The organism is Burkholderia sp. M6-3 (assembly GCF_050858985.1).
Lineage (GTDB): Bacteria > Pseudomonadota > Gammaproteobacteria > Burkholderiales > Burkholderiaceae > Paraburkholderia > Paraburkholderia caledonica.
Window position 1 is genome coordinate 734216 of the sequence record NZ_CP110091.1, and the last position, 14654, is coordinate 748869.

The following is a 14654-nucleotide window of genomic DNA, read 5'->3' on the forward strand; positions in this document are numbered from 1 at the left end:
AAGCAAACCGTGTGCCGTCCGCTTTCAACTAGCTTGAGGCCTTCTGCAGTCGCCAATACTTTTCGGTCGAGTAGAGCGCGCTTTGTCCCTGCGGGCCGAATGCGCGCAACTGGCTCACGTACGCGGCAATGGCTTCTCGCTTGATCTGCTCATGCGCGCTGGATTCATTGTCCGGCGCGCCCGCGTCGGTGATGGAGGACAGAGCGTGGCCGCGGCTCGTCAGTTCTTCAATGCGCTCCGATACCGCTTCTCGCCTCTGTCTATACGGCACGTCTTCGTAGGCGTGAAATGCGATGCGGGGCATATCGATGAGCGCGAGACATGCGTCCGACACTAAAGTGTGGTCGGAATGGAAGATGCCCAGCGGGAAGAACACGTTCTCTGGAGTGTGCTCGTTGAACGTGCGGCGAAGCGCTGCGATCAGATCATCGGGCCTCGGAGTCAACTGGTATTGCGCGTCGCAGAAGGGCAGATGTACCGGTTGCGCGCCCAGCTTCTGCAACGCCCGAATGTCCTCCTGCTTGCGCGTCTGCATTGCCTCGAACGAGTCCGTGAAACCGGATTGCCGATCCCAGTCAGTGGACATGTTCTCAGGTGGTGGCGCGGCAAACACCGTGCACACGATGGCAGATGGCTTAGCTGCGAGTAACAGCCCGCAACTCAAAACGGCGTCGTCGAGATGTGGAGAAACGACGAGCAAACGGGCGCACGATTGCATCATTTTATGATGGACTTGCTTAAAGACGACAGGAATAGCTGGATTGCAAATAGCGGGCCTGGCAATAAACATGACCTGAAGCTGACAGGAATGACCTTTGCAAACCCGTGAGCGTATTGCTTCCGATGATCTGAGAGGACGAGCATGACAGACAACGACAAAACCGGAACCGAGCGGCGCAGGCTCGGCGGCTGGCTGCCATCCAACGAGGAGCATCTCGCGCGATATCGCACCGACCTCGCGGAAAAAGCCCGCGCTCGCGCGATGGATGCGCCGCGAACGTCGGCGGTGGAAGATCTGGCCGCGCTTGTGAGCGGCGACCCCGTTCTTCGGATGGACATGACGCGTGCAATCAATCAGGCGCGCGAAGCGGGTTATGTGCTCGGCTATTCGTCAATAGACGAGTTGATGGTCATCATCGATTACGTAATGACGTATGCGCCGCCGTTCAGCGAGGCCAGTCTGATTCACTGCCCGTTGAATGCCGTGCTGGACTGGCCGATGTGCATGCCGTCCGGCTACGCGCTGTTCCGCGACCCGGCATTGAACCAGCGGCTTAAGCATGTGCTCAATTGCTGGTGCGGGTTCCTGAGTGGGCCGCATTCGCGGGAACACCTGAATACGTCGGCGCCGAATGGATGGTTTTCTCCCGAGGCCGATGAGAAAATCGGCATGTCGCAGTTCGTCTGCGATACCGAAAAGCCGTATTGGGGCTTTTCGTCGTGGAACGACTTCTTCACGCGCCGGTTCCGCGAGGGCGTGCGGCCGGTCGATCAGCCGGATAACGACAAGATCATTGTCAGCGCCTGCGAGGCGGCTCCATATAACATCCAGGCAGACGTCAAGCTGACCGACACCTTCTGGATAAAGTCACAGCCTTATTCGCTATTGGATATGTTTTCTGCGAGCCAGCGCGAAGTCGCACAGCGCTTTGTCTGCGGCTCGATCTATCAGTCCTTTCTCAGTGCATTCAATTACCACCGGTGGCATGCGCCGGTAAGTGGCGTCATCAAGAAAGCGTACGCGCTGGACGGCACCTATTATTCAGACGCCGATTCGGAAGGCCGCGACGCCGGCGGTTTGAATGATTCGCAGGGCTACATTACCGCGGTGGCGGCCCGCGCCGTGATCGTTATCGAAAGCGACGATCCCGCGATAGGTCAGGTCGGCTGTCTCTTCGTCGGCATGGCCGATGTGTCGTCGTGCATGATAGAGGCGTTGCCTGGCCAGCGCGTCGCCAAGGGCGATGAAATAGGCTTTTTCCAGTACGGCGGTTCGACCTGCTGTCTCGTCTTCGAGCCAGGTGTCATCAGCAGTTTCGTGCCGCAGCCGCCTTTCGACAAGCCGCCGCCAGTCAAGGTGAATGCGCACATTGCGACCGCGAGGTAATCCGGCTGCGGTCACTTTTGATTTTCAACGAGCGTGGAACTGATGTTCGAATGCCGCGAAGCGCAATGCGCTTCGCGGCATTTTTTCGTCTTGATCGCGGGGCAGCGCGCCGTGGGAATCGCTTAGCCCGGCTGCTTACCCGAGCCAAGATCGGCGCCCGTCATCGGATCCGATTCGGTATCCGATGCGGTTCTCTCGGCCAGCGCGCCTAGCACTTCGACATCGGCTTGCGTCACGTTGACCGACGGCATACCGTCGCCGCCATCCACTGCCGGCTGCGGTGCCTCGACGAATTCCCATTCCGGGCCCTCGTTCCACGGACCGCGTGCGTCGCCTTCTCCGGCCGACATGTTGTAGTACACGTTTGTAAATTCCGGAACACCCGGCAGCTTGCCTTGCGGGAAGTTCGGCTGAATTGAGTGCAGTGCTTTCTCGAACGACTTCTGGTGAGCGATCTCGCGCGTCATCAGAAAACCGAGCGCTTCCTTGATGCCCGGGTCGTCCGTGACATTCAGCAGGCGCTCATAGACGATCTTCGCACGCGCTTCCGCAGCGATATTCGAGCGCAGGTCGGCGGTCGGTTCGCCGATCGTGTCGATGTACGCAGCCGTCCAGGGTACGCCCGCGGAGTTCGTGAGCGCAGGCCCGCCGCCATACAGCAGCGCGGTGGTATGCGAATCGTTGCCGCCGCCTGTCAGCGAGCGGTACAGCTCTGCTTCCTGCTCGACGCCTTCGGCGAGTTGGCCTTTTGCACCCTTGTTCAACATAGCGACGATGGAGCCGATTACTTCAAGGTGACTCAGTTCTTCAGTAGCGATGTCGAACAGCAAATCCTTGCGGCCTGGGTCGTCTTCTGCGACGGCCTGAGTGAAGTACCGGCACGCGGCTGCCAACTCGCCTTGAGGTCCGCCGAATTGCTCCAGCATCAGATTGGCGAGGCCCGGATTGGGCGCGGCGACACGCACGGTGTATTGAAGTCGCTTGTTGTGGACGAACATTGGTTTCTCCGTTGAGTATGGTTGGGAAACTTTCGACTGCACGCTTCCTTGCGCATTCCGCATACCTGGGCCATTAAATGGTCATCCCGTGCGTGCTGATGTTCTGGCACACGCGTTGCGGATTGCAGGGCTCCTAACCACTACCTTGGGAGTTGCACATGACACAGCGAAAGACCATCGACGATCTGTTCGTTCACATGCTGTCGGATATCTATAGCGCCGAGAAGCAATTGACCAAAGCATTGGCAAAACTCTCGCGTGCCGCGTCCGATCCGCAATTGAGCGAGGCGTTCAAAATGCACCTGGAGGAAACGCAAGGTCAGGTGGAAAGAATCGATAAGGTTGTAGAAACGAGCGGCGTGAAGTTGAAAAGAATGAAGTGCGTCGCGATGGAAGGCCTGATCGAGGAAGGGCAGGAGCTGATCGACGAAATGGAAAGAGGCGCAGTGCTCGATGCGGGTCTGGTCGCCGCCGCGCAAAAGGTCGAACACTACGAGATCGCCGCATACGGCAGCCTGTGCGCGATCGGAAAGCAGCTGGGTTTCACCGAAGCGGTCAATTTGCTGAAGGAAACGCTGGAAGAAGAGAAGGCGACGGATTTGAAGCTGACCGAATTCGCTGAGCGAGCCGGCAACGAAAAGGCGAAGCAGCAGAAGTAAATGGGGAAGTCTCGCCAACAACGACGCGAGACTGATAGAGCTGTGTTGATGTTTTAATCCGGCCCGTTCAGGGCCGGTCTTCTTGCGAGCCACGCGCACGGCATGGTCCGCGGCAACTTTGCGCGTCAGGTCTTGTCGCCGACCGCACGGCTGCCTACTGCGTCGAGCTTGCCCTGCAGTTCCATCTTGCGCTGCGCGATTTTCTGACCGAGTCCCTTCACATTGAGATTGGCCTTTCGCAATTCCGGAAATAGTTCGTTCTCTTCTTCTTCGACGTGATGTTGCACCATTTCGCTCATCACCTTGAACGTCGCGTCAAAGCCTTTATCGCCCGCCTTGAGCGTTTCGAATTTGCTGATCAGTGTTTTTACGAGAAAGTGTTCGACGTACGCTTCTTCCACGTCGACCACATCGCCTGACGGCAGCGCTTCAGCCGCAGCGGGGTAGAGCAGTTCTTCTTCGATGATGGTGTGAATCGTGAGCTCTTCGCACGCGCGCTGTGCCAGCGTGGCTTTCGCTTCCAGATCGTCTTCTTTGGCTTCTTTGAACGCGGTGAATAGTCGCTCGACGGCGCGGTGATCCGCGATCAGCAGTTCGAGTGCATCGTCTGTATTGGGGTTCGGTTGTTTTTCGGGCATGTCGCTCTCCGTGTTGAAACGCCGCCTGGCGGCAGGTTTGAACGGGGTAACGCAAGCACTGTGCCCATGCGCCGCAGTTCAGCTTTTGCTCTTGCGCGGTGCTGCAGCGTTCAGCAGCGGATTGAATGCTGCCGTTCTCTTCGGCTGCCGCGTGGGTGCGTCGGAGTCTTTCTCTTTGTTTCTGGCTGTGTCTTTCGCTTTGTCTTTCACGTTCGCGGCACGGCCGCGCCGCGTAGCGCGAGCACTGCCGGACAATTGCTGAGCCAGTTCCGCGCTGTCGTCATCCTGGTTGGAGGACTCTTCTTCGCGGTCGTCTACGTCCTCTGCTTCTTCTACTGCGCTCGCGCCGCGCGCGCTATTGTTAGTTCGCGCTACGCCGGCTATGTGCTCGATTACCGACAGGAAGGATTTGCTCGCCGAACGTAACGATTCGCCAGGCAGCACGGTGAGAACAACAACTTCGTGAAGCGAGCGGCCGTCGACGGTACGTAGAGACGGTTTCGTGTCCCAGTCAGTGTTCTCTTGTGCGAAAACGGCCAATAGTCGTTCGAGGACAGCGGGCGACAGAACGCCGCCGTCGTACAGACTGATGATTGCGCGCTCGGCGAGAGCGAACGGCGAAGCGGAAGTTTTAGGCATCGTGTTGTGCTCCTCGCCGGGCGCGCTATTTCTACGATCGGTCGTCGGTCAGACGCTTTGCCTTGCTTCGCTGCCCTTCAATTCGCCGTGCCGATGCGCGTGCGTGGCCGCGTATTTGAGCTCAAAGTGCGCGCCTTTGCCACTGCGGGTAGGTGGAAAATGTTCTCCCTCCACGCACGTTACTTCGAAGGTGTCTTTGCCGTCGTCGTGAACGACTGAATAGATGCCAGAGGTCTTGACGATTTCGCCGGGCTTGAACGAGTTATCTCCTGCCATTGTGAAACTCCGTGGGTGAGTAAGCGACAAGCGTCGTCATGCAACGCTCGTGCCACGCGTCTCAGGGTGCCCTCAGAATGCCCGCAACGGGCTCGATCTCCGTGCGGGCCCCATCGGACTGCTTTCTTCCAGAAGTATCTGAACGATGCCGCGAGTCGACACGCTGACCCATGCCGAATGAATGTCTTTCGGGCTGACCCAGCGGCATCGGCTGATCTCACTGCCTGGTATCGGCTCGACGTGGTCGGGAATACGCGCGGCAAATACATAGTGTCGAGTGCGGGCGCCCCAGAACTCGAAAATGTACCGCAGCGCCATGTCGCTCATTTGAGTTTCTTCAAGAAGCTCGCGAGCGGCCGCGTCGAACGCGGGCTCGCCTTCCTTGCATCGACCGCCGGGCAGCGCCCACCGTCCGTTCGATCTCGCGACGAGCAGGATGTGATTAGCGCGCAGGCAGAGGACGGTGGCTCGATGCTTCATGACATGTCGGGGTAATCAGTGTGACTTTGGCGCACGCCGCATGTTGCATGCCTTGCCGATGAGTCCGCCGGGAACCGTAAATGCTACTTGCAAAAACAGCTCTTTCGGCCAGGCGCTGGCGTTTCTCGTGTAATCCAACTCGAATCATTGTCTGCAGAGGTGGTGAATATGTCGAAGCCACATCGGTTTCCTCCCGCACTTGCCGTCCCCGCTGTCGTCTTTATCATTATCGGTCTGGCGCTAGCTGGGGGCGGAGTCCCGCTCGTCGCGCTGGGTGGTTCGTGGTATTACGTGGTGACTGGTATCGCGATTGCGTTGACCGGCGTGCTGCTCAGCATTCGCCGACGTTCGGCGCTATGGTTATTCGCGCTGATTCTGTTCGGTTCGACGGTCTGGGCCGTGGTGGAAGCGCGCTTCGACTTCTGGCAATTGCTGCCGCGCTTGTGGGTGTGGCTTGTACTCGCTCTGTGGCTATTGCTGCCGCCCGTCACACGCAAACTGGTGTTCGGGCCACCGGCCGCGCATCGCGAGGGCGTCGTGCCGTTGACTGCCGCCGTGATCCTGACCGTACTGCTCGGCCTCGTCACGGCGTTCAACCATCCGTATGATCGCGCGGGCACCTTGGCTTCCACTGCCGCTCCCCCTACTTCACCAATCGCCGGCGACGCGAACCGGCAGGCGGCCGACTGGACCGACTACGGCGGCTCGCCGCTCGGTCAGCGTTACTCGCCACTTACGCAAATCACGCCGGAAAATGCTGGGCAATTGAAAGTGGCCTGGCAATTCGAAACAGGCGACAAGCCGGGCCCAGGCGACCCCACCGAAACTACCGATGAGAATACGCCGATCAAGGTCGGCAACAAGCTCTTCCTTTGCACGCCGCACAGTATCGTGATCGCGCTCGATCCGGCGTCGGGCAAGGAACTCTGGCGATATGATCCGCATATTCAGAGTCCCGTTGGCTTCAAGCACTGGGAACATATGACTTGCCGCGGCGTGTCGTATCACGACGACGCCATGTATCCGGCAAATGCCGCGGTAGCAGCGGCGGATAATGCGGCGGCGGCTTCGGTGCCGACTTCAGCGCCTACTGAAGGCGCGGCTGCAAGCAGCGATTCGGTTGCGAGCGCTGCCGCTTCGAATCCCCAAGCATCGGCTTCGGCGCCTGCGACGGATGGCGCGTCGGCAACCACTGACGCGGCCAACGGTGCTTCCGCAGCGGCGGGCGTGGCGCAGTCGGCATCCGCAGCCACGGCCGCCAGCGATACGTCGGCTGCGACCCAGCAAACGGCCGCCGCTGCCGTGAGCGCTGAATGCCCGCGCCGTATCTTCCTGCCGACCGCCGATGCACGACTGATCGCGCTCAATGCCGACACGGGCCAGCCATGCACGCATTTTGGCAATAACGGTCAAATCGACCTGCGCACGAATATCGGCCCCTTTACGCCGGGCGGTTATTACTCGACGTCGCCGCCCGCGGTGACCCGCGATCTGGTCATTATCAGCGGCCATGTCACCGATAACGAGTCGACCAACGAGCCCTCGGGGGTCACCCGCGCGTTCGACGTGCACGACGGTCACCTCGTGTGGAACTGGGATGCGGGCAATCCAGAGGAGACCCAGCCGATTGCCGGCAACCAGACGTACGTGCGCAATTCGCCGAACATGTGGTCGGTCTTCAGTGTGGATGAGAAGCTCGGCATGGTGTATCTGCCACTGGGCAATCAGACACCCGACCAGTGGGGCGGCATGCGCACGCCGGCTTCGGAGAAAGTGGCGGCTGGCGTCGTTGCACTGGATCTCGCAACCGGCAAGATGCGCTGGAATTACCAGTTCACTCACCACGATCTGTGGGACATGGACGTAGGCGGCCAACCTTCGCTGATCGATCTGCAGACACCCAGTGGCGTGCAACCTGCGCTGATCGCATCGACGAAACAGGGCAGTTTGTACGTGCTGAACCGCGAGACCGGCAAGCCGATCGTGCCGATCACGGAAGAACCGGTGCCGCAGGGCGCGGGAACCGGCGATCACACTTCGCCTACGCAACCGTTCTCCGCACTGAACTTCAAGCCGCCGAAAGTGCGGGAACGCGACATGTGGGGTACCAATCCTTTCGATCAGTTGTGGTGCCGCGTCAAGTTCAAATCGCTGCGATATGACGGCATGTTCACGCCGCCGTCCGAGCAGGGATCGCTCGTATTTCCGGGCAACTTCGGGGTGTTCGACTGGGGTGGCATTGCAGTGGACCCGGTTCGGCAAATACTGATCGCGAATCCGAGTTACATGGCTTTCACTTCAAAGCTGGTGCCGCGCTCGCAGATTCCGTCCGATAACGGAGAGAAGAAGGGCAGTGAAACGAGCGGTATCAAGCTCGCTCGCGGCACGCCGTACGGTTTCGAGCTCAATGCGTTCCTGTCGCCGCTCGGCATTCCATGCCAGGCGCCGCCGTGGGGATATGTCGCGGGGGTCGATCTGCGCACGAACCACATTGTGTGGGAACACAAGAACGGCACGATCCGCGATAGCGCGCCGTTGCCCATTCCCATGCCGCTCGGCGTGCCGAGTTTGGGTGGCATGATCACGACTGCAGGCGGTGTGGCATTCCTCTCCGGTACGCTTGATTACTATCTGCGCGCTTACGATGTACGGACTGGCGACCGGTTGTGGCAAGCCCGCTTGCCCGCAGGCGGGCAGGCAACGCCAATGACCTACGCCGACAGCAACGGCAAGCAGTATGTGCTGGTCACCGCGGGCGGGCATGGCTCGCTTGGCACGAAGCAAGGTGATTACGTGATCGCGTACACGCTGCCCTGAAACAACGTTTCTTAGGATCGCGCGCGAGCGGTTGCCGCAGGAACATCGCGGTTCGGGGCCGCCGCGCGCTTGCAAGGGGCGCGCGAGTTTCTGCGTCAAGTGAGCGAATGCATCCCAGTGTGCATCCGTTTGAAAACGTTACGCGTCAGCACGCAAACATTCCAGCCGCCCCGACGCATGCAGAAGGTTCGAAGATCGCTCAATGCGTAGCGGCGTGTAATACAGCTTTCAATATGCCTGCCACGAGGGTGACGGTTGAAACGCCCAGCAACCACAGGCCGACAAACCATGCGAATCGTCGCCACATGTTAGTGATATCCCTCGCCGGGACGCATTTTGCCTTTGAAAACCGAATAGGCATACACCGTGTAGCCGAGAATCATCGGAACGGTAATCGCTGCACCCACCAGAAGAAATAAGAGGCTCGCGTGCGGCGCGGCGGCATCGCGGAACGAAATGGCAGGTGGCACGAGATACGGATACAGACTGATCAGAAGACCTGCATAGCAAAGAATGAAAATGCCATAGGCGAAGAGTAGAGGCAGCGCCTGGCGCCGCGCCGATAGGCTGCGCCAGAAGCCGGCCGCGAGAAGAATCAGCAATACCGGCACGGCGGCGGTGAATGCAATGTCCGGCCAGCGGAACCAGCGCGCAGCGAGCGAGCCTTGCAGCATCGGCGTCCACAGCGTAACCACGACGATCAGCGCAAGCACCGCCACTGCCGTGGTGCGCGCATAACGCCGGCAGCGCTCGTGCAGCGGTCCCTCGGTGCGCCAGATCAGCCAGCACGATCCGAGCAATGTATAACCGACGACCACGGCGAGGCCGCACAGCACCGTGAAGCCGGTAAGCCAGTCCCACCAGCCGCCGGAATACGAAACTCCTTTCACATGGATGCCCTGAAGCAGCCCGCCCAGCACGAGTCCCTGGCACAAAGCGGCCATGGTGGAACCCGAGAAGAAAGCGACGTCCCACCACGCGCGGCCTGAACCTGTGGCGCGGAAACGGAATTCAAAGGCCACGCCGCGAAAGACGAGTGCGAGCAGCATTGCGATGATCGGCGGATAGAGCGCAGGAAGGATGATCGAATAGGCGAGCGGAAACACGGCGAAAAGCCCGCCGCCGCCGAGCACGAGCCATGTTTCATTGCCGTCCCATACGGGGGCGATGGTGTTCACCATCAGGTCGCGATCGTCCCGGCTGCGTTCGACGGCGAACAGGATGCCCACGCCGAGATCGAATCCGTCGAGCAGCACGTAGGCAAGTACAGCGAACGAGAGGATAGCGGCCCAGACGAGCGGCAGATCAATCGTGGCGGTCATGGCGATCGTCCCGTACAGAAGTGTTGCCAGTGGTGGTCGATGCGGGCTGCCGTTGCGCCGGCCCGGGCGTGATGCCCGCGCTGCGATGCGGCTTGTCCTTGGCGGGCCCTTCTGTCGCGAGCGATGGCGGCCTCGCCATGAGACGCAGCACAAATACCATCGCCGCGCCGAATACGATCAGATACACGACGCCGAAAGCCGCAAGCGATGTCGCGACGCCGGGCGCGGCGATGGGCGACACGCTGTCGGCGGTGCGCAAATGGCCATACACCGTGTAAGGCTGACGGCCCACTTCGGTCACGGTCCAGCCACATAACAGGGCGATGAGGCCGGACGGTCCCATTGCGACCATCAGCCGGTGCAGCCACCGCGCGCGATAAAGCGAATGACGCGCTCGAAGTGCCAGACTCGCGAAACCGGTCAGCGCCATCAGCACGCCAAGGCCGACCATGATGCGAAAAGCCCAAAAAATAAGCGGCGAAAAGGGGCGGTCTTCACGCGCGAATTCCTTGAGTCCTCTGATAGAGCCGTTCCATGTATGTGTGAGGATCAGCGCGCCCAGATGCGGGATCTCGACGGCGTAGTCGGTAGTCTCGGTTTTCATGTTTGGCATGCCGAACAAAATCAGCGGTTGGCCTGGCTTCGACTCCCAGTCGCCTTCAAGCGCGGCGATCTTTGCGGGCTGATGCTTGAGCGTGTTCACGCCGTGCGCGTCGCCGGCGAGAATCTGGATCGGCGCGACGATGCACGCCATCCATAGCGCCATGGAAGCCATTAGGCGCGCGGGCTCGTTACCGGGATCGCGCAGCAGATGCCACGCACCCACCGCGCCGACGATGAACGCCACGCTGAGATAGGCCGCGAGCACCATATGCACGAGCCGGTAGGGAAACGACGGATTGAAGATGATGCTGAGCCAGTCTGTGGGAGAAAAGCGGCCGTCGACCAGCGCGAATCCTTGCGGCGTTTGCATCCATGAATTTGCGGCCAGAATCCAGAAGGCGCTTAGCAAAGTGCCGATAGCAACGAGCACCGTGGCAAGAAAATGCAGCTTGGGGCCGACGCGGGTCATGCCAAACAGCATCACACCAAGAAAGCCGGATTCCAGGAAGAACGCGGTCAGTACTTCGTAACCCATAAGCGGGCCGACAACAGGTCCTGCCCGATACGCAAAGCCCGCCCAATTGGTGCCGAACTCATATGACATGACAAGGCCAGACACCACGCCTACGCCGAATACCACTGCGAAAATCGTCAGCCAGTAGCGGAATACGGCCAGGTAAACCGGCTTGCCGGTGAAAAGCCATGCGCCCTCGAGCACCGCAAGATAGCTGGCGAGCCCGATGGACATTGCCGGGAAAATGATGTGAAAGGCGATGGTGAAACCGAACTGCGTTCGGGCAAGAAATAGTGCGTCGACCGAGGGTGGCATTACGGTACCTCGAGTAATGGACGTGGCTGACCTGATGGACGGAATCGCAATTTTGCGTCGCAAAGCGTGCTTCTGAATATAAGCAAATGTATAAGCAAATGCGCGGCCAGATTGTGTCCGCCGACAGAGCGTGGACGTCGGCGCGAGACGGTACGAAAGACTCGTAACCGTATTGTCAGGAGCATGCGCTCTTTATGCCAACAGGTACACACTTTGCTCTCGTTGTGTATTGACGTTCGCGCGGAGACCGTAATGAAAGAAAAGGACACGACACGAGATTACCCCTACGCATCGGGCGGATGGGGATCGCTGAAGGCAGTTACCACAATCCTCGCGCAGGAGCATGTCGGCCTGAAAGACAGTGCTGTGCTAGCGAAGCAGAATAAGCCGGACGGCTTCATGTGCGTGAGCTGTTCGTGGGCCAAGCCGGCCGACCCACACGTCTTCGAATTCTGTGAGAGCGGCGCGAAGGCTACCGCCTGGGACCTCACGGCCAAGCGAATGACGCCAGAGTTCTTTCAACTGCATACCGTGACCGAATTGCTGTCATGGCACGACCATGACCTGGAAGAAGCGGGGCGGCTCACCGCGCCGATGCGCTACGATCCAGCCACCGACAAATACGTGCAAGTGGAATGGCAACAGGCGTTCGATGAAATCGGCCGCGAGCTCAACAAGCTCGAGCCGGACAGTGTGGTGTTCTATGCGTCGGGCCGAGCGTCGCTCGAAACGTCGTACATGTACCAGCTTTTAGCGCGCATGTACGGTACAAACAATCTGCCCGACAGCTCCAACATGTGTCACGAAAGCACCAGCGTCGGGCTGAAGGAAGCGATCGGAGTGGGCGTCGGCACCATTACGCTCGACGACTTCGAGAAGACGGACCTGATGTTCTTCTTTGGCCAGAATGTGGGCACCAACAGCCCGCGCATGCTTCATCAATTGCAGGACGCGCGCAAACGCGGCGTGCCGATCATCACGTTCAATCCGCTTCGCGAGCCGGGGCTGGTGCGTTTTGCGAATCCCCAATCACCGGTGCAGATGCTCACGCCCGACAACACGCAGATCAGCACGCAGTATCATCAACTCAAGACAGGCGGCGATACCGCTGCAATTCTCGGCATCTGCAAGGCGGTGATTGCCGCGGACGATCTCGCCATCCAGCAAGGTGCGCCACGTGTCGTCGATGCGGATTTCATCCGCGATCACACGACCGGTTACGAAGCATTTGCAAGCTATGCGCGCGAGGCTTCGTGGGCGGACATCGAAAAGGTCAGTGGTTTGACTCGCGACGCGATAGAGGCGGCCGCAGACGAGTACATGAAGGCGAATGCGGTGATCGTCCACTACGGAATGGGACTGACGCAACACCGGCTGGGCGTGCAAAACGTCCGCATGGTGTGCAATCTGCTCTTCCTGCGGGGCAACGTGGGCAAGCCCGGTGCTGGGCCTTCGCCTGTGCGCGGTCATTCCAACGTGCAGGGGCAGCGCACGGTCGGCATAACAGAGAAGCCCGAACTGGCGCCGCTCGATAAGCTCGCAACCCAGTTCTCCTTTGAGCCGCCGCGCAAAAAAGGCATGAATACCGTCGAAGCTTTTGAAGCCATGCTCAAAGGAGAGGTGAAGGGCGTATTCAACCTCGGCGGCAATCTCGTGCGTTCCGTGCCGGACCGCTTGCGGATAGAACCCGCGTGGCGAGGTTTGCGCCTTAATGTGAACGTTGCGACCAAGCTCAATCGCAGTCATCTCGTACACGGTGAGATCTCGTACATTTTGCCGTGCTTGAGCCGCATCGAAATCGACCGGCAGGCGAGCGGCGACCAGGCTGTCTCAATGGAAGACAGCACCGCGTGCATGCACGGTTCGCGCGGCGTGGCGGAACCGGCCAGCGACAACATTCGCTCGGAGCCCTATATCGTCGCGGGAATCGCGAAAGCGACACTGGGCACTCGCTTCAACGTGGATTGGGATGCGTGGCGAGACGATTACTCGGTGGTGCGCAACGAAATAGAAAAGACTTATCCAGAGATATTCCACGACTTCAACCAGCGCATGTGGACGCCCGGCGGATTTCACAAACCTCTCCCCGCCCGCGAGCGGCAATGGAAGACGAAAAGCGGCAAAGCGGAGTTTCAGGTGCCGAAGGCACTCGGTGAAGATCCCGACATGCCCCAGCGCGAAACGGACGCGCTCAGACTAATGACACTGCGCTCCGACAGCCAGTTCAATACGACGATCTACTCGCTGGACGATCGCTTTCGCGGCGTGAAGGGTAACCGCATGATTGTGCTGATGAATGAGGACGATATGGCGGCGAGCGGTCTGACCGAAGGCGACAAGATCGGCTTGCAGACCATTTCCGACGACGGCTTCGACCGGCGCGTAAGCGGCCTTACCGTCAAGGCTTACGACATTCCGCGTGGCTGCATTGCCGGCTATTACCCGGAATGCAATCCGCTGCTGCCGCTCTGGCATTGCGCCGAAGAAAGTAAAGTGCCTGGCGCCAAGTCCATTCCGGTGCGTATTGTCGAGAAACCGATTACGACACCTGCTCCATGACAGACCCGCCGGGCGAGGATTGCCCGGCGGATTCGCGATCCACTTTCAGCACGGTCAATCGGCGTAGCGCGATCTGCGTGACTTCGGCAAGCATTGCGTCGCGCCGATCACGAGCAGAGACCCGAGCAGGAAAGTCGCAATCGGGAATGTACCTGCGGTATTCACTGCAATTTCGCGCGGACGCTCACCAAGAAGCTGCATTCTACGGCGTGTCATTTTCGAGCCGAGCGAACGCAGCTCGCCTTTCAAGGCCCGCTCGGCAGCGGGCAGTAGTACGGTCTCTTCGTCGGCCACGTGATGCATGACCTCGCGCATCAGTTGCTGGAAAAGACCGTCGTATGCGGCATCCTCGGGTCCGCTTGCGCGTAGCTTTGCGATCGTGGCGCGCATTTCGTCGTGTTCGGGCTGGCTCTTTTCGAGTGTTTTATCCTCGCTCATTACTCCGGCCAATGCTGGATAGAAGATCTCTTCTTCGAGTTGCGCGTGAATTTCGAGTGCCGCACAGACGGAATTGACGATTGCGCGCTTGCGCCACCACGGCGTGTCTGTGTGATAACGATGAAACGCGGCAAGTACATGCATATGATCGAGCCGGATCATCGCGGTAATGGTGGGAGACATCGACGAATTGGTATCGGGCATGGCAGTTCTCCAGAATGACGCGGCGCCGCGCGTCGGTTTGTGGGGATTGTCTGCACGCGAAGTCGACATGCGCAATGGGCACGCG

Annotated in this window: 13 protein-coding genes; 4 read left to right on the forward strand and 9 right to left on the reverse strand. The window is 59.6% G+C overall.

Going from position 1 to position 14654, the window contains the following annotated elements:
• Positions 1–28: 28 nt before the first annotated feature.
• A complete protein-coding gene (locus OH764_RS20585) occupies positions 29–790 on the reverse strand; it encodes a PIG-L deacetylase family protein (protein ID WP_498850559.1) in 762 nt (253 codons plus the stop codon).
• Between the two features lie 72 nt (positions 791–862).
• Here OH764_RS20585 and OH764_RS20590 point away from each other — a divergent pair, with 72 nt between their 5' ends.
• Complete coding sequence (locus OH764_RS20590) at positions 863–2107, forward strand: phosphatidylserine decarboxylase family protein (RefSeq protein WP_498850560.1); 1245 nt, start codon at positions 863–865, stop codon at positions 2105–2107.
• Positions 2108–2229: 122 nt separating this feature from the next.
• On the opposite strand, the gene OH764_RS20595 is transcribed toward OH764_RS20590, so the two are convergent.
• Positions 2230–3105, reverse strand: coding sequence for a manganese catalase family protein (locus OH764_RS20595; protein ID WP_498850561.1), 876 nt, complete (start codon positions 3103–3105; stop codon positions 2230–2232).
• Between the two features lie 158 nt (positions 3106–3263).
• Between OH764_RS20595 and OH764_RS20600 the strand changes: the two genes are divergently transcribed.
• Positions 3264–3764, forward strand: a complete 501-nt coding sequence (locus OH764_RS20600; protein ID WP_498850562.1) for a YciE/YciF ferroxidase family protein — start codon at positions 3264–3266, stop codon at positions 3762–3764.
• Between the two features lie 125 nt (positions 3765–3889).
• Here the strand turns inward: OH764_RS20600 and OH764_RS20605 are convergent, their stop codons facing one another.
• The 4 genes from OH764_RS20605 to OH764_RS20620 form a co-directional block, all read right to left on the reverse strand.
• Entirely contained in the window at positions 3890–4402 is a 513-nt protein-coding gene (locus OH764_RS20605; protein ID WP_020068336.1) for a hemerythrin domain-containing protein, read from the reverse strand.
• A 78-nt stretch (positions 4403–4480) separates the two neighbouring features.
• Positions 4481–5041, reverse strand: a complete 561-nt coding sequence (locus tag OH764_RS20610; protein WP_498850563.1) for a hypothetical protein — start codon at positions 5039–5041, stop codon at positions 4481–4483.
• Positions 5042–5089: 48 nt separating this feature from the next.
• The gene (locus tag OH764_RS20615; RefSeq protein ID WP_498850564.1) at positions 5090–5317 is read right to left on the reverse strand and encodes a hypothetical protein; all 228 of its coding nucleotides are present in this window, start codon (positions 5315–5317) and stop codon (positions 5090–5092) included.
• Positions 5318–5389: 72 nt separating this feature from the next.
• Complete coding sequence (locus tag OH764_RS20620; protein ID WP_498850565.1) at positions 5390–5797, reverse strand: NUDIX hydrolase; 408 nt, start codon at positions 5795–5797, stop codon at positions 5390–5392.
• Positions 5798–5965: 168 nt separating this feature from the next.
• On the opposite strand from OH764_RS20620, the gene OH764_RS20625 reads away from it, so the two are divergent.
• On the forward strand, positions 5966–8614 hold the full coding sequence (locus tag OH764_RS20625; RefSeq protein ID WP_498850566.1) for a glucose/quinate/shikimate family membrane-bound PQQ-dependent dehydrogenase: 2649 nt from the start codon (positions 5966–5968) through the stop codon (positions 8612–8614).
• Positions 8615–8922: 308 nt separating this feature from the next.
• Here the strand turns inward: OH764_RS20625 and cydB are convergent, their stop codons facing one another.
• Together cydB and OH764_RS20635 are read right to left on the reverse strand one after the other, a co-directional pair.
• Positions 8923–9936, reverse strand: a complete 1014-nt coding sequence (gene cydB / locus OH764_RS20630) for a cytochrome d ubiquinol oxidase subunit II (protein WP_498850567.1) — start codon at positions 9934–9936, stop codon at positions 8923–8925.
• A complete protein-coding gene (locus tag OH764_RS20635; protein ID WP_498850568.1) occupies positions 9920–11368 on the reverse strand; it encodes a cytochrome ubiquinol oxidase subunit I in 1449 nt (482 codons plus the stop codon). Before OH764_RS20635 ends, cydB begins: the two co-directional genes overlap by 17 nt.
• 252 nt (positions 11369–11620) lie before the next feature.
• On the opposite strand from OH764_RS20635, the gene OH764_RS20640 reads away from it, so the two are divergent.
• A complete protein-coding gene (locus OH764_RS20640; RefSeq protein ID WP_498850569.1) occupies positions 11621–13927 on the forward strand; it encodes an FdhF/YdeP family oxidoreductase in 2307 nt (768 codons plus the stop codon).
• Positions 13928–13981: 54 nt separating this feature from the next.
• Here the strand turns inward: OH764_RS20640 and OH764_RS20645 are convergent, their stop codons facing one another.
• A complete protein-coding gene (locus tag OH764_RS20645; protein ID WP_020068346.1) occupies positions 13982–14569 on the reverse strand; it encodes a hemerythrin domain-containing protein in 588 nt (195 codons plus the stop codon).
• Between the last annotated feature and the right edge of the window lie 85 nt (positions 14570–14654).

Bases quoted from the DNA above. Each gene is read 5' to 3' on its own strand.
- OH764_RS20645 (WP_020068346.1), bottom strand. From the start codon at position 14,569: ATGCCCGATACCAATTCGTCGATGTCTCCCACCATTACCGCGATGATC.
- OH764_RS20625 (WP_498850566.1), top strand. From the start codon at position 5,966: ATGTCGAAGCCACATCGGTTTCCTCCCGCACTTGCCGTCCCCGCTGTC.
- cydB (WP_498850567.1), bottom strand. From the start codon at position 9,936: ATGACCGCCACGATTGATCTGCCGCTCGTCTGGGCCGCTATCCTCTCG.
- OH764_RS20600 (WP_498850562.1), top strand. From the start codon at position 3,264: ATGACACAGCGAAAGACCATCGACGATCTGTTCGTTCACATGCTGTCG.
- OH764_RS20595 (WP_498850561.1), bottom strand. From the start codon at position 3,105: ATGTTCGTCCACAACAAGCGACTTCAATACACCGTGCGTGTCGCCGCG.
- OH764_RS20610 (WP_498850563.1), bottom strand. From the start codon at position 5,041: ATGCCTAAAACTTCCGCTTCGCCGTTCGCTCTCGCCGAGCGCGCAATC.
- OH764_RS20590 (WP_498850560.1), top strand. From the start codon at position 863: ATGACAGACAACGACAAAACCGGAACCGAGCGGCGCAGGCTCGGCGGC.
- OH764_RS20635 (WP_498850568.1), bottom strand. From the start codon at position 11,368: ATGCCACCCTCGGTCGACGCACTATTTCTTGCCCGAACGCAGTTCGGT.
- OH764_RS20640 (WP_498850569.1), top strand. From the start codon at position 11,621: ATGAAAGAAAAGGACACGACACGAGATTACCCCTACGCATCGGGCGGA.
- OH764_RS20585 (WP_498850559.1), bottom strand. From the start codon at position 790: ATGTTTATTGCCAGGCCCGCTATTTGCAATCCAGCTATTCCTGTCGTC.
- OH764_RS20605 (WP_020068336.1), bottom strand. From the start codon at position 4,402: ATGCCCGAAAAACAACCGAACCCCAATACAGACGATGCACTCGAACTG.
- OH764_RS20620 (WP_498850565.1), bottom strand. From the start codon at position 5,797: ATGAAGCATCGAGCCACCGTCCTCTGCCTGCGCGCTAATCACATCCTG.
- OH764_RS20615 (WP_498850564.1), bottom strand. From the start codon at position 5,317: ATGGCAGGAGATAACTCGTTCAAGCCCGGCGAAATCGTCAAGACCTCT.